This is a genomic window from Pedobacter cryoconitis (assembly GCF_014200605.1).
GTDB lineage: Bacteria > Bacteroidota > Bacteroidia > Sphingobacteriales > Sphingobacteriaceae > Pedobacter > Pedobacter cryoconitis_B.
The window spans coordinates 585,476-610,488 of sequence record NZ_JACHCE010000002.1; the positions used below are offsets into that span (position 1 = coordinate 585,476).

Annotated in this window: 15 protein-coding genes; 6 read left to right on the top strand and 9 right to left on the bottom strand. The window is 40.3% G+C overall.

What is annotated here, in order from left to right:
* Nucleotides 1–3 precede the first annotated feature (3 nt).
* Nucleotides 4–258, top strand: coding sequence for an isoleucyl-tRNA synthetase (locus HDE68_RS08640; RefSeq protein WP_183880952.1), 255 nt, complete (start codon nt 4–6; stop codon nt 256–258).
* 72 nt (nt 259–330) lie between these two features.
* On the opposite strand, the gene HDE68_RS08645 is transcribed toward HDE68_RS08640, so the two are convergent.
* The 6 genes from HDE68_RS08645 to HDE68_RS08670 form a co-directional block, all read right to left on the bottom strand.
* On the bottom strand, nt 331–1,434 hold the full coding sequence (locus tag HDE68_RS08645; RefSeq protein ID WP_183880954.1) for a C1 family peptidase: 1,104 nt from the start codon (nt 1,432–1,434) through the stop codon (nt 331–333).
* Nucleotides 1,435–1,579: 145 nt separating this feature from the next.
* A complete protein-coding gene (locus tag HDE68_RS08650; protein WP_260171714.1) occupies nt 1,580–3,430 on the bottom strand; it encodes an alkaline phosphatase in 1,851 nt (616 codons plus the stop codon).
* Between the two features lie 18 nt (nt 3,431–3,448).
* Entirely contained in the window at nt 3,449–4,972 is a 1,524-nt protein-coding gene (locus HDE68_RS08655; RefSeq protein WP_183880956.1) for a RagB/SusD family nutrient uptake outer membrane protein, read from the bottom strand.
* 20 nt (nt 4,973–4,992) lie between these two features.
* Nucleotides 4,993–8,382 (bottom strand): SusC/RagA family TonB-linked outer membrane protein, encoded by a 3,390-nt coding sequence (locus HDE68_RS08660; protein WP_260171715.1) that lies wholly within the window; start codon nt 8,380–8,382, stop codon nt 4,993–4,995.
* A 104-nt stretch (nt 8,383–8,486) separates the two neighbouring features.
* A complete protein-coding gene (locus tag HDE68_RS08665) occupies nt 8,487–9,446 on the bottom strand; it encodes a FecR family protein (RefSeq protein ID WP_183880958.1) in 960 nt (319 codons plus the stop codon).
* A 68-nt stretch (nt 9,447–9,514) separates the two neighbouring features.
* A complete protein-coding gene (locus HDE68_RS08670) occupies nt 9,515–10,057 on the bottom strand; it encodes an RNA polymerase sigma factor (RefSeq protein ID WP_183880960.1) in 543 nt (180 codons plus the stop codon).
* A 452-nt stretch (nt 10,058–10,509) separates the two neighbouring features.
* On the opposite strand from HDE68_RS08670, the gene HDE68_RS08675 reads away from it, so the two are divergent.
* The 3 genes from HDE68_RS08675 (at nt 10,510) to HDE68_RS08685 (ending at nt 14,157) form a co-directional block, all read left to right on the top strand.
* Complete coding sequence (locus HDE68_RS08675) at nt 10,510–11,367, top strand: helix-turn-helix domain-containing protein (RefSeq protein ID WP_183880962.1); 858 nt, start codon at nt 10,510–10,512, stop codon at nt 11,365–11,367.
* Between the two features lie 77 nt (nt 11,368–11,444).
* The gene (locus HDE68_RS08680) at nt 11,445–12,644 is read left to right on the top strand and encodes an FAD-dependent oxidoreductase (protein ID WP_183880964.1); all 1,200 of its coding nucleotides are present in this window, start codon (nt 11,445–11,447) and stop codon (nt 12,642–12,644) included.
* Between the two features lie 160 nt (nt 12,645–12,804).
* Entirely contained in the window at nt 12,805–14,157 is a 1,353-nt protein-coding gene (locus tag HDE68_RS08685) for an aminopeptidase P family protein (RefSeq protein ID WP_183880965.1), read from the top strand.
* On the opposite strand, the gene HDE68_RS08690 is transcribed toward HDE68_RS08685, so the two are convergent.
* Entirely contained in the window at nt 14,147–16,117 is a 1,971-nt protein-coding gene (locus HDE68_RS08690) for a glycoside hydrolase family 97 protein (protein WP_183880967.1), read from the bottom strand. The genes HDE68_RS08685 and HDE68_RS08690 overlap by 11 nt on opposite strands.
* A 321-nt stretch (nt 16,118–16,438) precedes the next feature.
* Between HDE68_RS08690 and HDE68_RS08695 the strand changes: the two genes are divergently transcribed.
* Together HDE68_RS08695 and tkt are read left to right on the top strand one after the other, a co-directional pair.
* On the top strand, nt 16,439–17,392 hold the full coding sequence (locus HDE68_RS08695; protein ID WP_183880968.1) for an endo-beta-N-acetylglucosaminidase H: 954 nt from the start codon (nt 16,439–16,441) through the stop codon (nt 17,390–17,392).
* Between the two features lie 223 nt (nt 17,393–17,615).
* The gene (gene tkt / locus HDE68_RS08700; protein ID WP_183880969.1) at nt 17,616–19,628 is read left to right on the top strand and encodes a transketolase; all 2,013 of its coding nucleotides are present in this window, start codon (nt 17,616–17,618) and stop codon (nt 19,626–19,628) included.
* Between the two features lie 423 nt (nt 19,629–20,051).
* On the opposite strand, the gene HDE68_RS08705 is transcribed toward tkt, so the two are convergent.
* Nucleotides 20,052–21,653 carry a SusD/RagB family nutrient-binding outer membrane lipoprotein gene (locus tag HDE68_RS08705; protein WP_183880970.1) on the bottom strand — a complete coding sequence of 534 codons (1,602 nt, stop codon included), beginning with the start codon at nt 21,651–21,653 and terminating at the stop codon, nt 20,052–20,054.
* The gene (locus HDE68_RS08710; protein WP_183880971.1) at nt 21,653–24,979 is read right to left on the bottom strand and encodes a SusC/RagA family TonB-linked outer membrane protein; all 3,327 of its coding nucleotides are present in this window, start codon (nt 24,977–24,979) and stop codon (nt 21,653–21,655) included. The genes HDE68_RS08705 and HDE68_RS08710 overlap by 1 nt, the downstream gene beginning before the upstream one ends.
* Between the last annotated feature and the right edge of the window lie 34 nt (nt 24,980–25,013).

Sequence of the window (25,013 nt, forward strand, 5' to 3'; positions counted from 1 at the left end):
ATCATGATCAAAGTAATGAAACTTCAAAAGGCGGTATTCGCCATTATTATAGCCATACTTGCACTTGTTGCTTACCTGATAATGAGTGCAAACGGGATTACATGGAGCAAATATATATTGGAACTTTCAGGATTATTCCTGATCCTGGGGGCACTGCTTCTTCTTTATCCTATACTATTTGCAAGAAAAGATAAAGAAGGCTGTGTGGAACTTGACCCGGATGTACCGGTTGAAACTGCAAAACCTGTAGAAGAATAGACAAATTAATAAATAAAAAAGGGGCTGTGTTTTATAAAATACAGCCCCTTTTTTGATGAATAAGATGAAAGATTACAACCCTAATTTTTTCTTTAATTCTTTAGTCAGCGCCGCTTTTGGAAATACCAGACTTACCGTGTTAATTGCAAAATAAGGTTCAGAAACTTCTATATATCCTTTGAGCGGACCTACTTCGCCCCATGAGTTTTTAACTTTAAAGAAGTACTTTCCATCTGCTGCCTGTTCTAAACCAATCAGGTGCATCAAGTGATTATCCTCTGTAGTTAGATTTTCATATAATTCCTGACGCAATTCAGGAGAATAAGCCTGTTCTTTAACAGCCGGGTTCAGAACAGGTAATTTAGCATCGGCAGTATCTGCAAATAAGATTGCATAACCTTTTTTCTGCTGAAAGTTTTTATTGCTCACATCAGCATCCCACATGACAGTGTAACCATCTTTTATGGCCGTTTTAGTCAGGTTAATCATTTCCGCTAAAGGCAGATTGTAAAAAGATCCATTTGCGAAATTATCAGGGGCTTCTAAAATGAACTGTGCATAATAGGGGTGATGGGTGAATGAAGTAATATTGACATAGTCATTCGCATCAAACTTCAATACCTCTTTAGCAAAAGTTTTAGCAGTATAGTTTTTTCCTTTATAATCAAAGTTAGCTGGCGGATTACCGATTTTCTGATTCAGAATCTGCTCAAAACCCTGCAGCCAGTTTGCAGCTAAAGGACGGTGTTTCAATACCTCATCAAGATATGATTTCAAGGTGTCTTTCAGGCCTCTGTGGTCAGGGATTTCGCCGGTTACCCCCTGAAAAGCATTTTGTGGCATTGCCCCGTAAAGAGAAATACCACGGATCAGGTCATGTCCCAGGCCACCCTCACTAAACTGCGCCTTGCCCTGACGTAAAATATAGTTTTTTGCTTTTTCTATATAAATGTTGCGTGCAATGTACATTTCAGAGAGATTAAATTCTCCCAGCCCTTTACGCAATTCCTCTGATTCGACCAGAGAAGTAGCCGAATAATTCCAGCAGGTTCCTGTTTTTCCCTGGTTTTTAACAGCTGTTGCTGCATTGATTTTAATGGGTTTCAAGGTGCTTTCCTGTGCTTGTGCAGACAGGATGGTGCCTAATCCAAAGGCCAGAAAGAGAATTTTTTTCATTGTATAAATAATTTTAGCAGCGATTATAGGTTTTTGATGCCCCTAAAATAAAAAAATACAGGGCATAAAAGAGACCGTATCCTTTAAGATACAGTCCCCTTTAGTATTCTGCCCGAAAAATAGGCTTAGAAATAGTTGTCTTTTATTACTTACCTGTAAATAATTTCATGATCTTTTTGAAGATCTCAGTATTGGAATAAGTACCGGTAAAGTCCCCAGAATGCGGGCCATAAGCATAAACAGGTACCATAATATTGGTATGGTCGTTTGTACTGAACTCTCCCTGAATTCTGCCTTCGGCAGCAGAAGCATCCAGTAAAGTTAATCCACCAGTTTCATGATCTGCTGTAATGAGCACCAGTGTTTCTCCATCCTGATCTGCAAAACGTAAAGCCTCAGCTACAGTCTTATCAAAATCGTGTAATTCAGTTACCACATATTTTAAATCATTGACATGGCCTCCGTAATCAATCTGAGCACCCTCAGTCATGATAAAGAATCCTTTTTTATTAGCGGATAACAATTTAATAGTGTGTTTTAACGACTGAGCAAGCATATCACCTCTGCCATCTTTTACAGGGCGGGTTGCTGAGTCCGGTAATAAAACCAATTGTTTACCACTGCTTTTCTGCTGGAAATCTGCTACCGATTTACTTAAAGTATAACCCTTGTTTTCCAGTTTTTTCATCAGACCGGTATCCGGATTCTGAAGAAAACTTTTTTGATTAGAACCTACAAGGATATCTACATGGCTATCCAGGAAATCTTTCGCTATCGCTTCATTGTACGAACGGTCCGGCTGATGTGCATAAAAAACAGCAGGCGTAGCATCAGTAATATCACCTACACTGATAATCCCACTTTTCAAACCATAGGTGGCTAAGGTGTCAGCCAGATTTGTACGTTTTTTATCATCCGTACCCATCCCGATATAACGGTTATTGGTTTTCTCGCCCATGGCAATAGCCGACCCGCCGGCTGCAGAATCTGTATTCCCTGAATTGGCAGCTGCGGTCTGTGAAAAACCACTGTTGCGCAGCATTGTGATATTCAGATTTCCATGGTTAGCAATCCATCCCGCATGGATCTGAGCCAGGCCCATACCGTCACCAATCAGCAGAATGATATTTTTTACTTTCTTATCTGCACAATCAGATTTATAAGTTGGCTGATAGACAGGATAAGCAACCGGATTTGTATACGTCAGTTTATCCTTACGCAAATAAAACTCATGCAATTTTTCCGGTACATCAGTATTGATCCAGTCTACGCCAAATTTCTCCAGTTCCAGCCAGGTATTCGGACTGTCCTGGCTTGCCCAGAAGCGGAAGGGTTTGCCTTTTTGATGTGCTGCATCAATTACTGCTTTTAGCTTAGCTGCATCAGGTCCGGTAGGTGTTCCTTTGCCATTCCAAACGGTATAGTTTTTTAAATCTTCACTGATCATAGCTACCCTTTTCAACTGTTGCTCTGTATAGACAGTCGTTGGACGGCCATCAAAAGAAATGATTAAAGGATAGTTTTTGAAATCTGCTGGTTTTGGCATATCCCCGCTGATCACAATACTTACTGCATCTGGATTAGCCGGTTTGTTTACCATATCCTGGAAAGGTTTCAATTCTTTCAGCAATTGTGGTAAAACATGCTCATGATCTTCTTTGATATCGATAACCAGCTGTAATTTTAATTTAGGATCTGCATAAGGATGGTTCCCATTTTGTTTGTACAACCTGTAAAGCGGTTCCAGATATTGTTTCAAAAGGGTCGCTTCAGGCTTGATCTCCTTCAATTCATGGGCAACATATAGCTGTCCATCCTTCAGAAATACATCAGCTTCAATAGAGCCCATGCCCGCGTAATAAGCGCGGAGCAATGGGATATTTTGTTTGTAATCATTATGGCTATGTCCGGAATTAAATGATAAAGGCTGTTGTGCCTGTACATTTACTGCCAGTAAAAGCAGTGCAAAAAAGGAATAGCCCGATAGTTTTTTCATGTGCTTAAATTTAGTCATTTACCAGCCGGCATTTTGTTTAATTACACCACCGCTGTTATCAATTTCTTTTTGTGGAACAGCCCATACATCATGTACCTGTGGATTAAATCTTCTTGCAGGCCATACTACTGCACCACTGTATCCATGCGCTGGCTGTGCATAAGCTGCTTCTGCATCTCCCCAGCGTACCATATCGCGGTGTCTGTCTGCCCATTCGCCAGCCAGCTCAAGCCGGCGTTCTCTTTTAAGGTCTGCAAGTGTCATTCCGTTTGCAACAGGAAGTTTTGCCCGTACGCGGATTCTGTTCAGTTCTTTATCACCAGCCCCTGCACCACGCTGCATAATTGCTGCTTCTGCTTTGATTAATAAAACCTCTGCAAAACGCAGTAAAGGAAGATTTAAATCTGTAGTAGGGTGGTCACCGCTTTGGCTGATATGTTTTCCTACCGGATCAGCAAAACTGAACGGGTCCATATATTTTCTGAACTGGAAACCAGATAAACTGTTGATTGATGAATAAACGTTGTCTTCACCAAAGTACATGAAATGATCTCCTGGTTTTAAGATGCTTGCCTCACGGCGGATATCACCGGCCTGGTAAGAATCATATAATTCTTTGGTAGGTACATAATAACCCCAGCCATTGTATTTTCCCCATCCTTTATTTTCCAGCATCACACCAGGAAGTATACTTCCCCAGCCACCTGCACCTGCAGGAGTAGAAACTGCTGACCAGATATATTCCGATCCCCAGTTGTTGGTTGCTTTGAACACATCGGCAAAATTTGGCATCAGTTCACGTTTTCCGAAATTGATCACTGAATCTGCATATTTTTCTGCATTGGCATAATCCTTTTTATAAAGAAAGGCTTTAGACAACACTGCCCATGCGGCCACTTTATGCGGACGGCCGTAGTCTACTGCTGCCAGCTGATCAAAATAAGGAAGATAGTTTGCTGCCTGCTGCAATTCGCTGATCAGGTAATCGTAATTCAGGTTCACATTTGCTGCTCTTGGTGTCGCATTCGGATCGTCCATATTAGCTCTGGTGACAATAGGGACGCCAGCTTTAGCATTACCATAATTAGACGCTAACTGGAAATACATATATCCGCTGGTAAAATAAGCTTCGCCAATCAGTCTCTTTTTTAAATTGGCATCCATTTCAATTGCAGGGACATAACGGATCACGTCATTTGCTCTTTTTATCGTGGCATATCTCATTTTCCATTGTCCTTCGGTATAATCCCCACCAATATAAGCAGAGTTAAAATCCCTTACGTTATCGCCCTGCGCTTTTACACGCCCGGTAATCATGTCATCACTTGCATTGATGAACCAGAAAAAACCACGTCCGTAAAAGTTTTCATCATCATACAGTTCGTACATGGCATTGGCACCTTTTACTGCATCGGTGCTGGTTTTCCAGAAGTTACCTTTTGACGGTGCGCCTTCTGGTGTAATGTCTAATTGTTTTTTACAAGAGCTGATCGTAACAAGTGTTAAACCAGCTATGAATATGTAGAGTAAATTCTTCTTCATTGTCGTTGAATAAATAAGGATTAAAAATTAAGACTTGCGCCAAACAGGAAAGTTCTTGCTTGCGGGTAACGGCCTACATCTACGCCATACTGATCCATTCCTACCTCAGGGTCGAAGCCAGAATAATTAGTAATCGTGAACAGGTTATTAGAAGTTACATACAAACGCAGGTTGCTGATTTTAGAAGTTTTTAACAGGTTTTTAGTGAAGGTATAACCCAGTGTAGCACTCTTCAATCTTAAATAAGAACCACTTTCCAGATAAAAATCTGAAGTTGTAGAGAAGTTACCATTCGCATCACTTGCCGATATACGCGGAAGGCTGCTGCCTGTATTGGTTGGGCTCCATGCATCCAGTACACCTTTTAGCAAGTTGTAGTTCTGACCACTTCCTGCATTCAATCCTGTATATTTTAAGGCATTGAACAATTTGTTCCCTTTCACGCCCTGAGCAAATAAATTCAGGTCAAAGCCTTTGTAGCTTGCATTGAAACTAAAGCCATAAGAGAAGTCCGGATAGGCACTGCCTTTGAATACACGGTCATTGTTATCAATTTTACCATCGTTGTTGCTGTCTACAAAACGGAAGTCTCCGGCTTTTGCATTTGGCTGGATCATATTTCCACTTGAATTTTTATAGTTTTTAGCTTCCTCATCCGACTGGAAAATTCCATTGGTCTGCACTACATAGTAAGAGTACAATGGCTGACCAACTTGTAAACGAACAGGGGTTAGTGTGCCACGTACGTTAAAATCTACCGCCCGGCCTTCTAAATCTGCTGGTAAAGAAACCAGGTTGTTATTCATTTTAGTGAAAGTGGCATTGATACTGTACTGAAATGCCGCCTCTGGTTTATTGTTATAGTTTAAGCCAACTTCGATCCCTTTGTCTCTTGATAAACCACCATTTTTCCATTGTCCGTCAACACCGGTTGTTCCTGATAAAGGCTGATAGATCAGCATATCTTTAGTATCCTTAATGAAATAGTCAGCAACCAGGGTTAACCTGTTTTTGAAGATACCTAAGTCAAGACCGATGTTTGTCTGTTTAGATTTGGCCCATGTTAAGTTAGAATTTGACAAAACATTCTCATAATAACCCTGGTATTGGACCGGGTTCAGGCCCATGTAAATCGTAGTCTGTTTAAGGTTTGGGTTAACTGCCTGAGCGGTAACACTGGCCAGGTTACCCAGACGGCCATAACTAGCTCTGATTTTCAAATTACTGATCCAGTCAATTGAACTTATAAAGTCTTCTTTGTTCATTAGCCAGCCTGCGGATGCAGAATAATAATTAGCAAAACGATTTTGCTTTGCAACCAAAGAAGTACCATCTCTTCTTCCGATTAGTGAAAGCAGATATTTGCTTTTGTAATCATAATTTGCACGGGCGAAGAAAGAAGTCAGTGCTTCTGAAGATACATCACTGGTTGGTAAAAATGGTATAGTTGCATTCACCATATAGCGGTACTTAGGAGATTCATCATCAAAACCCTGTGCAGAAACAGTCAGATATTCTGCGTGTCTTTTCTGATAAGAGAAACCGCCAATTGCATTCAGGTGATGTGAACCGAAATACTTATCGTAAGTAAGCACTTGTTCTGTCAGCAAGTCGTTAATTGTATTGGATGTTTGTGTAAGTTTATTAAAATCGAAGATCTTACCAATTTCAGGGACCTTAGTCTGGAAAGTTTTACTGTTATTAAAGGTTTTAGTGAAAGATAAGTTCGAACGGAATTTCAATCCTTTTAACAGATCAAGTTCTGCATAAGGATTAGCCACAATCGTATTCACAGGATTGCTGACATCCAGTCTTTGCAGGTAAGCTACCGGGTTGATAATATCCCCGTAAGCACCTGCATATTTTAAAGGCAGACCTGAGAAACCACCTTCTGGAGTGTAGGGTGCAACATTGGAAGGGTAAAATATAGCGGATATAATGGTACCAGTATATGCACTTTTTGTATTTGCACCGTTAATGTTAGGATTGTTAGAGTTTGATCCGTTTCCATTGGTATAATCATAGAATAGGTTTTCTCCTATTTTCATCCATGAATTGATGCGGTGTTCAGAGTTAATACGGAAATTATAACGGTTACCATAAGTGTTTAATAAGGTTCCTTCTGCTTTACGGTAATTGAAACTCAGGTAAAAATTCGATTTGTCGTTTCCACCAGTAATTCCCATGTTATAATCCTGAATTAATCCTGTTCTGAAAATTGCATCTACCCAGTCGGCACGGGTGATCTGTCCATCAGGATACTTAACTGCATCGAAAGCCTCTTTTCTAGGGATGCCCGCATTATCAGCAGCCAGATTTGAAACATCAGCAAATTCTTTTGCGTTTAATGACTTCAGCTTTTTCCAGGCAGTTTGTGTACCTACCTTAGCGTCGAAAGTAATATTTAGTTTCTGATTACTTCCTTTTTTGGTAGTGATCAGGATAACTCCACCCGAAGCCCTTGCTCCATAAATTGCAGCCGCTCCGTCTTTCAATACAGAAATAGACTCTATATCATTTGGGTTCAGTACCGGTGTACCATAAAATAGTGATCCGTCAATTACATATAAAGGATCTTCTCCGTTGATACCACCCTGACCACGAATATTTACTTTGGCAGTAGCCGTAGGGTCTCCACTTTCATTGACAACAACTACTCCAGGTGCTTTTCCTTGTAGAATGGTTCCGATATCATTCACTGATCTGGAGTTTAATTTATCAAGTGATACTTCTGCAACAGCTCCCGAAATAGTGGCTTTCTTTTGCGTACCGTAACCCACAACGACAACTTCATTCAGTTGTGAGTTATCTTCTATCAGCACAATATTGATAGCAGTTTTTCCTTCAATTTTTACCTGCTGTGTTTTATAACCGATCATCGTGAAGATCAGTGAAGCTTCTTCGGGGGCAGCAATACTGTATTTTCCATCAGCATTTGTTGTTGTACCTAAAGTTGTTCCTGATACTTTAACCGATACACCCGGCATAGCCAGTCCGGTAGAATCTTTTACCGTTCCGGAAACTGTACGGTCTGCTTTTTTTATTGGTGCTGGTATCTTTTTGATGATCACATAATCACCTTTTTCCAGACACTCAAATCCAAGTTTATGCAAGACCAGTTCAACTTTTTCATTCTTAAAAGTCTCGTTTAATGCTTGTTTATTAATCGACAGCTGATCCTGATTATAAACAAAATGAAGACCTGTTTTAGTCTCTATTTCTTTTAAGATTGCTTGTTGCGATTTCTCTTTGGTAATGGTTAGTGATACTGTAGCACGATCTAATTTCTGAGCCATTGTAGCAGAAGCGAATAGTGTTCCGCAAAAGGTACAAATGAGTGAGAAGACTAATAATGAATACTTCATGGCTTTATAAAGGGCTGTTAACCTCTTATAGGAGGGTGTTTTCATATTGTTAATTGGTTTTTTTTTGCGCGTTAATGAAATGATGAATTAAAATAATGGCGGGTGCTGATCTGACCAGCACCGGTTAAGGAATGGGATTTAGCAGTTCATTACTTATAGATTTTAAATGATTTATGATCAGGAGATATCTCATATTTAAGATTGTACAGGCTGGAAATGATGCTGATGATTTCTTCTGGTTTCTGCTTGCTGTGGAAGGTTGCCGTACAGCCAAGATCCCCAAGATGGGCAGGGCTCAGGTCAATTTTTATGCTGTAGATATACGCTAGTTTTTGCAGTGCCTGCTGCAGGTTCATCCCTTCAAATACAATCCTGGTATCCGCAACAGGCGCCTGACTGATAATTGCTGTTTCTTTGTTCTTATCATAAGTAATCTGCTGACCTTTGATCAATGTACCAAATACCTGATTTTTATTGCCGACAGCTACTTTTCCGGTGTTTACTAAAATATTCAGGGAGTTGGAAGCTTTAAAGGCGCGGATAGTAAATGAAGTTCCCAATACTTTGGTATAAATCTTTCCGGGTAACTGAACAGTAAACGGACGTTTTTCTTCATGGGCGATTTTGAAAAATGCTTCTCCTTCTTCGAGAGCAATCTCTCTGTTTGCAGCAGTGAATTTTGCAGGATAAGACAAACGGCTCGATGGGCTTAAAGTGATTTCTGAACCATCAGCCAATCTGATTGTCTTTTTCTCGTTTGCCCTGGTACTGGCTAATAAAGATGGAGCAGATAGTTTTTGCTGTTGAGGATGTTTAGGGTTTTTCCACAGGACTAAACCAATACTGCAGACCAGGATAACTGACGCGGCAAGTTGCAGAAAGGAGTTACTTCGTATAAAAGAGATGTTTGATCTGGCAGGAGCTTGTATCTGTGCTTGCAGGTTAGTCAGCATCAGGCGTTCTATAACTGCTTTTCGGCTTTGACTGAGTACCTTATTGTTTTCCTCATAAGTATTGTACCAGTTTTCAACCTGTTCAATCTCCTGGGGAGTAGCTTTAGCTTCTAAATATTTTTTCAGCAGCTCTTCTGCCAGTTTTTTATCTTCCATCTATTAACCTGTCAGTTAAAATGGAAGATCGTACCGGCGATTTGCGTTAACGTTAGGTTACCTTTATGTTAAAAGAAGAATATGGTCAGATAGGCCAGTCTTTTCCTGATAATTTTTAGTGCTGCGGTAAGCTGATTCTTTACCGTCTGTATAGACAGGTTAAGTTCTTCTGAGATTTCATTATTAGATTTTTCCTGCTTCCTGCTCATCGAAAAGATCTGACGCATCCGCTCCGGAAGCTCTGCTATGGCCTGATCAAGCTCCTGGTTAATCTCTTTGACAGTCAGTCTGTTGGTTGGGGTAAGCGCAGAGGTGTTACCCATCAGGGAAAGCAAATCTTCTGAGTACTTTTCTTTGGTAATATTAGCCCTGAAATAATTGATGACCCGGTATTTTACTGATCCCTGCAGGTAGGCGGCCAGGGATTCCCTGATTTCAAGCGTTTCTCTTTTTTCCCAAAGGGAGATGAAAATATCCTGGGTGATATCTTGCGCAATGTCTTCTGAGCCAATACGTTTGTATGCAGCATCAAAAACGTGCTCCCAGTGTTTCCTGTAAATAATTTCCATTGCAGTTTGATCGCCTTGTTTTAAGGAAGTGATGAGATCCATAGCTGTAGTGGGCATTTAATTTTGGGGCGAAATTAAAGTATTGGTGTTGTCTTAATGTTATGAAAAGAACAACCATTTACATACTGATTATATTATTTTTCTTAAATCCGGTACCAGAGTATGATTGTTATTGTTACTTGCGGTTGACCTGCTGTTGACGGGTCTGGGAAGAGTTGTAATCGGGCTCTACAGTGTAACGAGAAGCCATTGAAAGGGGGTTGGAAGGACCTTGGAAGGACATTGAAAGGACCTTGCGAGGACTTTAGTCCTTCCAACGTCCTTTCAATGGCCCTTCAATACCTTTTAAATGGTCTTTTTGAATATAACTTAAACGTAGGAACAAGGGTTGGATACTAATTCTGATGCATAAGAATGCAAGAGAAATTCGGGGTGAAGGAGCGGCCTGACATTAGGCTGCCTTATGGAAAAAGTTATCTTTGTATAGGCATATCATGGAAAAGAAAAGCAAACATATTCCTGTGAACAGATTACCTTCCGGAATCAGAGAAGGAATATTTATTGGAAGAATATTGTTTGATGGGCTCCCTGGTGCCAAAGAAGTGGAGCGGCCCCACCGGGACAACGGGCATTTATTCATTTTACAGGAAAAGGGAACAACACATCTTGAAATTGACTTTCAAAAATATAGTATAGCAGCCTCGTCTCTTATTTACATACACCCTGATCAGATACACCGTGTGATCGCATTTGAAGATGCAACGGTTACCAGCTGGATAATCACCAGCGAAAACCTGCAGCAGGAAAACCTGGATTTGCTGGCAGACCTCACACCTGTGAACGCTTTGTCTTTAAAAACGGAGACTTTCTCTATGATTTTAAAAACAGCGTCACTCTGCATACAATTTTCTGAAAGGAAACAAGAGAAGCTGTTTAATTCTATTCTAAAAGAAAGTTGTAATACCCTGGTCACTTTAGTCATATCTCAGTATCTGGCTCAATCTAAAAACACTGATAGCCATTCACGTTTCGAGCTCATCACCAAATCGTTCAAATCCTTATTAGAACGTGATTTTGCAAAGATAAAAAGTCCGGGTGCCTATGCTGAATGTCTGAATATATCTACTCCTTATCTGAATGAATGTGTCAAAACCGTAACCGGAAATCCCGTCTCATTCCTCATACAGCAGCGTGTTATTCTGGAAGCCAAACGTCTGCTTTGTTATTCTGATAAATCCATAAAGGAGATTGCAGCCGAACTCGGCTATGATGATTATTCTTATTTTACACGGTTATTTGTTAAAGTTACAGGGATGACACCTTTAAATTTCCGGGCTAAAAACCTCGATTAGTCCTGTATTCACTGCGTATCCGCATTGTTTACGCCTGATATAAGATGTTCCTTTGTCTCATTCAAAGAGATAAGAAAATGGAAACATCAAAAGCAATAAATCTATTACAAAATAAAGAAGTAGCTATCGTAGGTGGTGGCCCGGGTGGTTTAACACTGGCCAGGCTTTTACAGCTCAAAGGTGCAAATGTGAAGGTCTATGAAAGGGATTTTAGCAAAGACGCACGTGTGCAGGGTGCAATCGTTGATCTGCATTTTGAATCAGGTCTGAAAGTTATTGCAGCTGCAGATTTGATGGATGCTTTTAAAGCGAATTACATGACCGGGGCTGACCAGTACCGTATGCTTGATCAGGATGGGAATGTTCTTCTGGATGAACATAGTCAAGTCTCTGAACTTGGTTTTGGCGACGAACACTTTAGACCAGAGATTGACAGAGGGGCGTTAAGGAACATTCTGATAGCCGCTCTTTTGCCGGATACCGTTGTTTGGGATAGTCAGTTTGTAAGCATGGCACAGGTCAGTGATGGCTGGGAACTCCGGTTTAAAAATGGCAAAACAGCTACTGCAGCCCTGGTTATCGGGGCAGAAGGGTACCGCTCAGAAATCCGTTCTTATGTGACAGATATTAAAGCGCTGTATTCGGGGGCAACCATTATCCAGGGTGAAATAGATGATCCGCAAAAAGAATGTCCTGAAATTTATGCATTGGTTGAAAACGCTAATCTGATTGCAATGGGTATTGGAAAAACTATCTCCGTGCAGCCAAGGGGAGATGGGGGGCTAACGTTTTATGCTTCCTCTCTTTATCCCGAAAACTGGATCAAAACCAGTGGGATAGATTTCAATAACGCGGAAGAAGTATATGCTTATTTAATTAAATATTATGAAGATTGGAACCCCATATTTTTTACGCTTTTTAAGGCAGGCAGCCATTTTGTACCAAGGCCGTTAAATTATTTTCCTTTAGACCAGGATTGGGATACCAAACCAAACCTTACATTGATGGGAGATGCAGCGCATCTGATGCCTCCTTCGGGCGAGGGGGTGAATACGGCCATGCTGGATGCTTTGGATTTAAGTGAATGTCTTACCAGTGGTGAGTTTCAGGATTTACATAGCGCTATTGCAGCATACGAAAAAAGAATGCGGGCAAGAGCAGTTATATTAGGGAAGGAAGCAGTGGAGGGCATCAAAGATTTTGCTTCTCCTTCTGAAGAATCAATTCAAAAGTTAATTCTACAGTTTAGCCCAAACGAATTGTCAAATGATGCGTAAAAGCATCCGCAATTAAATTCTGACTTTGACTGGTATATACGTTTCGGGCTAATTTAAACAGGTTGTTTTCCTGGTATGAAAATTGATTGTTGATATCTGCCTATTTTTAAGGAGAAAGTTAATTTTTATTTGATAAATTTGGATCTATAAACAATCAGATATGTTCGCTAAAGAAGTCTACCAGGAAAGAAGAAATAAGCTTAAGTCAGTGATTGGTGAAGGGATTATCCTTTTGCCGGGAAATGAGGAAAGCGGAATGAATTTCAGGGATAACACTTATCATTTTCGTCAGGATAGTTGTTTCCTGTATTTTACAGGGATCAGCAGGCCGGGGCTTTGCCTTATAATTGATATTGATAATGATCAGGAGATTTTATTTGGAGATGAACTTACGGTAGATGATATTGTCTGGACTGGTGCATTGGAGACTATCGAAGCACAGGCTGAAAAAGCCGGGATTCCTTTTACAAGAAAGAGAACGGAAGTCATCAATGCTTTGACAGGAAACAGAAAAGTTCATTTTCTGCCGGTTTACAGAGCGGAAACTTCTATGAAACTGATAGATTGGGGGCTGACAGGGCAACCTTCTGTTGAGCTGATTAAGGCGATTGTGGCACAGCGTTCCATCAAAAGTGAACAGGAAATCCAGGAAATTGAGAAGGCCATTGGAATTAGTGTGCAGATGCAGTTAAAAGCGCAGGAAATTGCCCGCCCGGGGATGACTGAAAATGCAATTGCAGGTCAGTTACAGGCGGTAGCTATGGCGAATGGAGGCCAGCTTTCTTTTCCGAGTATTCTTACCGTCAACGGAGAGATTTTGCATAACCATGCAAGCAATACCGTTTTGAAAGACGGACAAATGGTTTTATGTGATTGCGGTGCAGAGAATGAGATGTTTTATGCAGGTGATTTAACACGTACTTTCCCGGTTGGTAAATCTTTCACGCCATTGCAGCAGGATGTTTATAATATTGTTCTGCATGCACAATTAAAAGCTGCCGAAGCACTTAAACCAGGAATTTTGTTTAAAGATGTGCATCTGCTTGCCTGTGAACATCTGGTACAGGGCTTATCTGATTTAGGTTTAATGAAGGGTGATCCGAAACAGGCTGTTGCTGAAGGTGCACATACTTTGTTTTTCCAATGTGGTCTTGGTCATATGATGGGGCTTGACGTACATGATATGGAAAACCTGGGTGAAGAATATGTAGGCTATACCGCCGAACTGAAAAAGAGTAAGGATTTTGGTTTGAAATCTCTTCGTTTAGGAAAAGCCCTTGAACCGGGTTTTGTTGTTACGGTAGAACCTGGATTATATTTTATCCCGGTACTGATAGACTCCTGGTCTGCTGAAAATAAACATGCTGAATTTATTAATTATGATAAGGTAAAGCAATTCAGAGATTTTGGCGGGATAAGAATTGAAGATGATTTCCTGATTAGCACAGCGGGAAGCCGTCTTTTAGGCCCCCCGCTGATCAAGAATTTAGCCGATGTTCATGCTAACCGATAGGCGTTAAAATAGCGGTATAACCGCCGCCGGCAGCCATATCGATATGAAGCGTTTCTCCGGCAATAACTTCTTTACTGATGAGCTGATAGTCGGCAGCATGTTTGCCGGCATTAATTCCATCTTTTAAGATTTCGATCTTATACTTTTTTCCCTCAAGGAAAGTCAGGGGGATATCAAAACCCCTGGCATCCCAATTGGTCATCCCACCTATATACCAGTTATTTCCATTTTTACGGGCAACAACTGCATATTCTGATATTTTGCCTTCCAGTGCAATTGTTTTATCCCAGACAGTTGGAAAACGGGCTATATAATGTGTGTATACTGGTTCTCTTAAATAATTGGAAGGATTATCACAAAACATTTGCAGCGGGCCATCATACAATACATACATGGAGGCCTGGTGAGCCCTTGTCCCTCTGCTCATTGGTGAAGTCATACTGATATGAAATTCATCTTTATTGCTGTTCAGCATTGCGCCGGGTGTATAATCCATTGGCCCTGCTACCATTCTTGTAAAAGGCAGGGTTGTATTGTGAACCGGAGTAATCGTTTCTTCCCATTTATTGTTTTCCATTCCTTTGACTCCTTCATAGTTGATGACGTTAGGATACTGGCGGTTTAATCCCACTGGTTTATAAGCTCCATGGAAGTCGATCAGTAATTTGCGTTTGGCAGTTTCCTGAGCTGCTCTTTCATAAAAATTAACCATGTATTGATCTGCCCTGGCCATGAAATCTACTTTCACTCCTTTCACGCCCCATTTCACATATTGGTCAAGAATGGCATCCATATGCTGGTCCAGAGGTTTCCAGAGGGCCCATAAGATTACGCCTACTTTTTTTGTTGTTGCATATTTAACGAGTTCTTCGATGTTGAGCTGCGGATTTGGTGCTAAAAGATCGGTCGTTGTGCGTGACCAGCCCTCATCCAGAATGATATACTCCAGACCGTAGGCTGCAGCAAAATCTACATAGTATTTATAGGTTTCGGTATTGATACCCGCTTTGAAATTAACACCATAAATGTTGTTATCATTCCACCAGTCCCAGGCTACCTTACCTGGTTTGATCCATTCTGTACTGGTTAGTATGTTGGGTTTTGCGAGCTTATAAACCATTTCATTTTCCAGTAACCCTTTATCCGAAGGACTGATAATAATTGTTCTCCAGGGAAAAGTTCTGTTTCCTGTTGTTTTAGCGTGATATTCTGCTTTTTTAACTATAATTTCTGCACGGTCTGAATTAGGTTTAGGTGTAGCTTCGAGGATAACTTTAGGAAAACGGCCTGTCAGTGTTTTGGTACCTGTTCCATATAAAAACAGATTTGGGTAATCATGAAGATCGGCTTCGGTAATCACCATTTTAGTGCCTGCAGGCGTAGCTATATACAACGGCAGATAACCATATTGTTCTTCGGGAATCTCTTCGAGTTTCGTCGGTTTGAAGTCGGCTTCATAATGTGATTGCAGTTCTGGGTTATTCTCTTTAGGAAGATAGATCCGGCAATTTTCATTGAAGTTGAAGGTTACTTCTTCATAATTGACTTCAATAGGCTGAGGGCCTAATTCAGTGACGAAGCGATAGGCTACACCATCGTTATAGGCTCTGAACTCTAAGCCATAATTACCCTTCATCACGAGTTTAAGTTCATTATAAACTTCCGGGATTAATTTATTACGGACAGGAATAATAGAAACGATAGTCTGATTGACAGATTTACTGACCGTTTTTGAAACAACGGGTACAATACCCGGGTTTTTGCCGTCCTTTAAGATCATGCTCATTGCACTGGGATTAAGCAGGATCTCCTGATCTTTCAAGACTGACCAGGTAATGTTTTTGCCAACCGATATTTTGACAGTGATTTTTTTATCGGGTGAGGTTAAAGTGTAGTCTTTTGCGAAGGCTGCGGTTTGAATAAGCAGGGCAAAACATAAAATTTTGATTGTTTTAGACATGGTGAAATTGGTTGTTTACAGGCTGTAAAGGTTTAGATTCGCTTTTGGTTTTTGCTAAAACCTATTAACGTATTTGGTTGATAGTTAGATAAATATAGTTATTTATCAGGTTTGACCAAATGTTTTGATTAACCTTGAAATGAGTTCGTATTTCGCTGATAAGTAAGTGTATATAAAAGAAATCCGGGCTATTGTTATGTTCAGAACAATCTCCTAACTTAGATTTGCTTAAACGTTTTACCTTTTTAAGAATTGAAAAGGTTTAACCGCAGAGTAACCAAATAATTAAACAACAATTAATCATCTACCAAATTAATTAGTATGAACACAAAATTCAATGCAATCTTAAAAAAGACTGCAATCACTTCGGTGAGTCTTGTTCTTTTAATGGCATCGGCCTGTAAAAAAGATCAATCAGCAATTTCAAATTCAGATCAAAGTCTTTCTGGAGCTAAAACAGAAGCAATTGGTCAGGCAGGCCCGCTTGGGGTTTGTTACGTCGAAGTCAACAGCAATGACATGTTAGAAGTTGGCAAGTATAAATTAGCTAATGGTAAGCAATTATTTGATATCGGGATTATTTTCGCTGCCAATATCAATTACAATACCACCACAAAAAAGGCAGAGCTATTTTTCAATCCGCAAGTAACTAATGTATTAAACAATAAGGCCACTAAAATTAAACCACTTCAGGATAAAGGGATTAAAGTTATGCTTTCTGTTTTAGGAAATCACCAGGGTGCTGGTTTCGCTAATTTCCCTAATCAGGCTGCTGCACAAGAATTTGCACAGCAATTAAGCAATGCGGTAACCACTTACGGACTGGATGGTATTGACTTTGATGATGAGTATTCAGAATATGGTAACAATGGAACGGGGCAGCCAAACTCAAGTTCTTTTGTATACCTGGTTACAGCGTTACGTCAGTTAATGCCTAACAAAATCATATCATTCTATAACATTGGCCCATCAGCTTCTAACTTATCTTATAATGGCGTAACAGTAGGTTCTAAAGTGAACTATGCATGGAACCCTTACTATGGAACTTATTCCGTACCTAATATCCCGGGTTTGACTAAAAGCCAGTTAGGCCCTGCGGCTACAGACATTATGGCAACGAGTGTTTCGACTGCAACTACTAATGCTACAAAAACTGTGAATGATGGTTATGGCGTTTACTTATATTATAATTTGACAAGTACTAATAAAGCTACTTATTTATCAAGTATCTCCAAAGCACTTTATGGTGGTCAGGCTACAACTTATACACCATAATACTAAATAATTACACACCAATGAATGAGGGGGCGCCAAAAGCGCTCCTTTTTTTATTCGGTTTAACCGGTTCCCGCCGGTAGGTTAACAGGGAATCCTGAACCAGCATAAAATCCTGTTATTAAAATATACTTGTTTATATTTATGTTCTGTCAAAAAACGAATTGTTTAAAACAAATCGGGCCTGGTGATCGTAGTAAATTATAACAATAAATACTTAGAAATGGATTCAAATCTTAACATTGAAGAATTAGCTATTAACACTGTACGTACATTATCAATTGATGCCGTACAGAAAGCGAACTCCGGGCATCCGGGTATGCCTATGGGTGCTGCACCAATGGGACATGTTTTGTATGCTCATTATATGAAGTATAACCCTAAAAACCCGGATTGGGCAAACAGGGATAGATTTATCTTGTCGGCGGGACATGGCTGTATGTTACAATACAGTTTATTGCACCTGACTGGTTTTAATGTAACTATTGATGACCTTAAGAATTTCCGCCAGTTAAACAGTAAAACTGCAGGTCACCCTGAATACGGTTTGATTGATGGTGTTGATGTAACTACCGGTCCGTTAGGGCAGGGTTTTGCAAATGGGGTAGGTTTTGCAATTGCGCAAAAGCATCTGGCATCCAGATTCAACAGACCGGGTTTTGACTTGTTTGATTATAAAATCTATGCGATATGCAGTGATGGTGATATGATGGAGGGCGTAACTTCCGAAGCTGCTTCTTTAGCAGGCCACCTGGAGCTGGGCAATATGATTTATCTATATGATGATAACCATATCTCTATTGAAGGAGATACCGATATTGCTTTTACAGAGGATGTAACCAAACGTTTTGAAGCTTATAACTGGCATGTACAGGAAGTTAGTGATGGGAATGATATTACCGCAATTATCAATGCAGTAAGAAATGCGAAAGCAGAGATCCACCGCCCGTCCTTAATTAAAGTCCGTACACAAATCGCTTACGGCAGTCCGAATAAGGCAAATACATCCGGCTCTCATGGTTCTCCGCTAGGTGCTGATGAGATCAGGTTAGTTAAAGAATTTTTTGGTTTTGATCCTGATAAATCCTTCTTCGTTCCGAAGGAAGTTGATGAATATTATCAGGCTGCTGGTCAAAAAGGAACAGAGGCCAATCAAAAATGGGATGAGCTTTTTGCCCAGTATAAAACTAAATATCCTGAACTTGCCGAAGCTTATGAGCAGGCGCATCATGGAGAATTACCAAAAGACTGGAAAAAAACATTGCCGGTGTTTGCCCCATCAAAAGATAAAATGGCTACCCGTCAGGCCTCAGGAAAAGTACTGAATGCAATTGCTGCCAGTTTACCAGGTCTGATAGGAGGATCTGCGGATTTGGCCCCATCAACTGATACCAACCTTAAAGAGTATACTTCTTTCACTCCCGAAGACCGCACCGGGCGTAACTTCCACTTTGGTATCCGTGAGCATGCCATGGGTTCTGCCCTTGTAGGTATGGCCTTAACTAAAGGTGTTATACCTTTTGGAGCAACGTTTCTGATGTTTTCAGAGTACATGCGTCCGCCAATCCGTTTGGCAGCCATCATGAAAATCAGGCCTATCTTTGTATATACCCATGATAGTATTGGCCTTGGAGAGGATGGTACCACACATCAGCCTGTGGAGCAATTGATTTCTCTGCGCTCCATCCCAAATATTACTTTGATTCGTCCTGCCGACGCCAATGAAACTGCGCAGGCATGGCGTGTAGCTTTGGAGCATAAAGACGGGCCTGTAGCCCTGGTATTTACCAGACAAGGTTTGCCTGTACTGGACCAGGAGAAATATGGAAAAGCAGAAAACCTTGAAAAAGGTGCTTACATCCTGTCCGAAGCCGAAGGGAAGACTGCAGAATTAATTCTGATTGCTACCGGTTCTGAAGTAGCCCTGATTCTTGATGCACAAGCCAAACTAAAAGAAGAGGGAATAGCGGCCCGTGTAGTAAGTATGCCATCCTGGGAACTTTTTGAAAAACAAGATGCAGCCTACAAAGAAAAAGTTTTCCCGAAAGCGATCCGTAAACGTCTTGCCGTAGAAACCGGTTCCCCATTGGGCTGGCATAAATACGTAACTGACGAAGGAGATATCATAGCGATGCATACTTTCGGAGAATCTGCACCAGCAGAAGAACTTTACAAAGTATTCGGTTTTACAATCGATAACGTCGTTACAAAATCTAAAGCGTTATTGGGTAAATAGTAGTATTGATTCAAAAGTAAAAATACAAGCCCCTTCAACACAAATTGAAGGGGCTTGTATTTAAAACTGATAATAAAATGGACATAAAACAGGAACATGTCCATTTTTCTTTAAAATCTGAACATGTTACCCAAAATACTAATCTAAGTGGTTTAGTCTCTCCAAAGGTTCTTTCAAAAAAATGTTCCTGCAAAGGATATTCTTTCAAAAGTGTTTCCTTCAAAAAAATGTTCCTGTAAAGGATATTCCTTCAAAAGTACCAATCCAACAAATAACATCATAACCTCCATCTAACCACCATACCCATCCGTGGATAATGAAATAAAAATTTATGCTAACATGATGGCATAGCATGGCCGTTGCCCCGAAGGGCAAAAGGAAATGCAGCCAGAATGTAGCATAAATTTTTATTTCAGGAGGAACTTACTGATCCCACCACACCCTCGAAGTCAGCAAATCGCCCCCTGGCAACCTTGCTACAGCGGCCTTATAATTATCCGTATTATTTAATACCTCTGTCGATAAATAAATCAGTCTTCTGGGAATCGTTCCATTGGTTACATTTCCAGGGTAATTAACAGGTGTTAGTCTCGGATAGCCCGATCTTTTCCAATTCAGCCAGCTCTCAATAAAGTTAAAATAAGTACCTGTAGTGACCCAATACTGCGTATTAATCATTTCAAAAGCCTTCTCATTACTGGATTCATCAAGCGGATGCTTCGTCACATAATCATTAATCACTGCATCCGGGATTTCCGCCAGTTTATCCAATTGTCCCATTCCTTTTAGTGCACCACGTAACCCATTTGCATAATGTCCGGCTGCGGTGCCCGGAATATTCCATCCTCTGACTTTAGCTTCAGCCATTAAAAACTCTGTTTCCGCGTAAGTCATGACAAAATTAGGCCCTCCAAGTTTCAGATAAACAGAAGTTCTGGGTCTTGAATATTTTCCAAGCGGTGCAAAATCGGCACCTGTGCCTGTGCCGCCGGGATAGCCTGCGTATTTGCTGATATCATATGCGCCACCTGATAAATCATAGCCATTAGGTAAGCCAATCTGAACTGCAGGATCAATATTTCCAGTAAGGTTCTCATTGATATTATTTGCCAGTCCATTTTGCGGAACCTCGGCAATTACACCCAGCCTGGGGTCATTGGTTTTTCTTAATTCGTCAATTAAAGTCTGACTCCATCTTACCTCCCTGTAATCAGATACTGTTCGCAAAGCCAGAGAAGTACCGTTCTGGCCATCCAGATTTGATTCATCAGTCATAACCAGTGTATTATCACTAATATCAGAAAACAACCCTGCTGCTGCAGCTTTCTCTACCCAGGGCCTGGCTTTGTCGGGTGCGACCTTCGTTAAACGCATCGCAACCCTTAACATAAGTGCATATCCGAATTTCTTCCATTTGATGATATCACCCTGATAAAAAAGATCGGCTGTGGGTTTCGGTTTTGCAGGGTCTAAACCATTAATTGCCTTATCCAGATCGGTCAGCATTGAATTATAAATATCCTCCTGTTTATCGTATACCGGGTATTTAATTCCATCCCTTGCTTTCGAAGCCTGTGAATAGGGCACATCTCCATAAGTATCTGTGATCCTTTGTAAGATTAATACGAACATAATATCGCCGATATTAATCAGGTTTGAATATTTAACAGGGTCATTTTGTTTAGCCAGGCGCTGCATTTCTCTGATGGTAGAAGCATCGGCATAGCCTTCCTCAAATATTCTGCCCTGATAATCTGTAAAACTACCTGCGTTTACATATTTATCTCCATTATTATAATATAAATAAGTAGAGGCCAGGAGCTGCATCATCGTACTTTGATAAAGTAATTGATAATAACCTTTATTAGAAGATTTGAACTGGGCTGTAGAAAGCAGTTCATCCGGATTGTAAGATTCTCCGGGTGACTTTGTCGGGTCTGTATTGATTTTATCCAGTTGTGCTTTGCTGCAGCCAAATTCAGTAACTATTAACAAACTTAGCAGGAGTGTGCAAATCTTCTTCATTATTTCTTTGAGGGTTGAAATTTGAAATTGACGTTGATACCGAATGTCCGGACAGCAGGAAAAGAGGCGCCTTCTATACCCGCATAATTCAGGCTGGAAGCAAATTCTGATTCCGGATCAATGTTTTTAGTGTATTTAACCAGTGTAAATAAATTTCTGGATACCAGATCAATAGAAATGGAATTGAAAGGTGTTCTTTTTAATTGATGCGCGGGGATAGTATAACCTAAAGTAACCTGTCTCAGTTTGATGAAGCTACCGTTCAATACAGATAATGCTGAAATATTGGTTGCTAGCTGAGGATAATAATTATAAGCAGGTACATTGGTTGTATTTATTGTGCCATCAGGGTGTACGCCTGCTGCTACTATACCGGTCTCTCTGCCTTCGAGCGTAGCTTTATTCAAGCCAAACACATAAGAATAGTTTTCTGTGGCTGATAAAATCTTATTTCCATATTTGAAGTCAATCTGCATGGAGAAGCTGAAGTTCTTATAGTAAAAATTGTTACTAAACCCACCATAGACATTGGGCAGCGTACTGCCCATAGGTTTTAAATCTCCACGTACCGGAATACCGTCAGAACCGATAATTATATTTCCCTTTGCATCCCTTAAATAATCATAAGCCATAATCTGGGTAACCGGTTTTCCAACTACCATCGCTGTATATGCATTTAATGGTCTGTAAGTACCTGCTAATGCATATTGACTGGAGCCGTCAATTGATAATAGCCGGTTATCAATATGACTGATATTGAAGCCTGTCCGCCATTTGAAATTCTTATGGTCAATGACTATACCCTGTAAAAGTACTTCAACACCCGAATTACGGGTCTTTCCTAAATTAACATAGGCAGAAGTAAAACCAGAGGTGACAGACTGTTTTGCATTAATAATTTCATTATGAGTAATGCGGTGGAAATAAGTAAGATCAAAAAAGAGACGGTTATTGAACATTTTTAAATTAATTCCCGTTTCAAATTCATTCAATGTAAAAGGTCTGAGGTTATAATTAGGCAGATCTCTGGAAAAATTACCAAGAGGAACCCCATTGACATCACTTGTCGTATAATAATAAGTTTGCGTGGTATAAGGCTGTATCGGTTCTCCACTGGTTTTTGCAAAACTGGCTCTCAATTTACCATAATTCAGCCCCGTTAGTTTCAATAGATCGGAGAAGACGAAACTAGCTGAAACACCCGGAACAAATATACCACGGTTGTTTTGGGGCAGGGTAGAGTAGACGTCATATCTACCGGTTGCAGAAAGATTCAAATAGTTTTTATAGCTCAGATCTGCGGTGTAATAAGCTGATTCTGTGACGATTTTAGCATAAGTATTGTTTTTAATTATAGTCACAAGATTTGAAGGTGTATACACATAGGGGATGATAAATCTTGATCCCATCAGCCCATCCGATTCTGCTAATCTCTTTCGGAAATTCGTTCCAACAGAAACATCAAGCTTAAGATCCTGAGTCAGGTTTCTGTTGGCAGCCAACAAGAAATCACTGTTTAATTCTGATATTCTGGATTTTTTCAGCGTATTGATACCCCCTTCTCCATTTACAGAAAATGCTGCACCAGTTGGTATAACACCTAGTATATTGTCATTGCTTACATCATAACCCAGCCTGGCCTGAAGATAAATCCAGTCACTAAACTTATACTTAGCAGAAGCAGATGAAATAAAACGATTGCGGCTAGAATAATCTGCCTGTTTATTCAGAACGAAATAGGGATTAGTTTTATATTCATCATCGTTCCACGGGGTTTCGGCACCTGTATTAAGATTATAACCAGGGGCTAAAATGGCCTGGTTAATATTTGTAGCTAATGCAGCAATGCCATAATTTGCATTTAAAGGGCCGTCACTCAGGTAAGATCTGTTTTTATTATACTCACGAATATAATTTCCGTTAAAGGTGACGCTTAGTTTTTTTGTCAGGTCATGTGTAGTGTAAAGGTTGACAGTTTTCCGGTCTAGACTACCATTTCTGATAATAGACTGCTGATTTAGATTGGAGGCCGATAAATGAATACTTCCCTTTTGTCCGCCATGACTTATCGAAACGGTATTTGTAAATGCAGGGGCCGTTCTGTAGAATTTCTGAATATTATCTTTTACTGCCGAATAGGGGTATTTATTGCCATCAAACTGAATTACAGGCTGGTCATCGAGCTTTTCTCCCCAACTGTACAAACCAGAGGCCACGGCTGCGGCAACAGTTTCTGGTCTGTGATTCTGTGTGCCCTGACCATATACATATTGAAAATCTGTATTGTTAACCGCTTTATCAAAAGATAGATTAGTATTATATTCTATGGCTGTACCTGAGTTTTTTCCTGCGCTTTTAATTGTAATCAGAATTACACCATTTGCTGCACGTGCCCCATATAATGCTGAAGCTGCGGAGCCTTTCAAAACAGTAATTGTCTCTACATCATCCGGATTGATATTGCTAATTCCGTCTCCATAATCTGCACCCCCGTATTCATTTGCGCTTCCACGCTGGGTATTGTCAATGGGAACTCCATTAACCACAAACAATGGAGAACCGGCAGTCATACTTGCTGCCCCGCGTAATAATATTCTTGCGGATGAACCTGGTCCGCCATTTACGCCACTGATATTTAAACCTGCTACCTGGCCTTCCAGTGCATAAACAATATTTGATTCTCTGGCTTTGGTTAAAGAATAGCCATCAATGGCAGAAATAGCATAGCCGATTTTACGTTCTTCTTTGGGAATATTTAAAGCAGTAATCAATACTTCGTCCAGGTCATTTTTTAAAGGGTGCAAAGAGATTTCAACAGCAAGGTTTTCTTTGACAGGAAATTCGCGGTGCTGATAACCTACCTGGCTTAATACAAGAATAGCGTTTGGGGCTGCGGGAATAGAAAACTCACCTTTAGCATCTGTTTTTGTGCTGAAGCGCGTACCCCGGACCTTAACTGATGTTCTTGCTATAGGAATAGAATTTTCATCTGTTATTTTTCCTTTAACTAACCGGATGGCCCGGTCTTCTGCGAGTGGCCTGATTGCAATCAGGTTATTCTCTAATAATTTGTAGGTAAAAGCAGTGCCTTGCAGGAGCTGGTCCAATACCGCAAAAACCTCTTTATCCTTAACTTTAATAGTTATTTTTTTTGTGGGTATTTGAGCCTGACTATAAATGAAATGATAAGACGTCTGATTTTGTATGGCATCAATGATCTTCTCAAAACCTACGGATTTTAATTTCAGAGTTACCTTTGTTTGTGAATAGGCATTCAGGGTAATCTGCAGCGCAAAAAAAATCAGCAGTTTTACTACGGTCTTCATCTATAACATTTACGCTTTTGTAACCCATATCGCT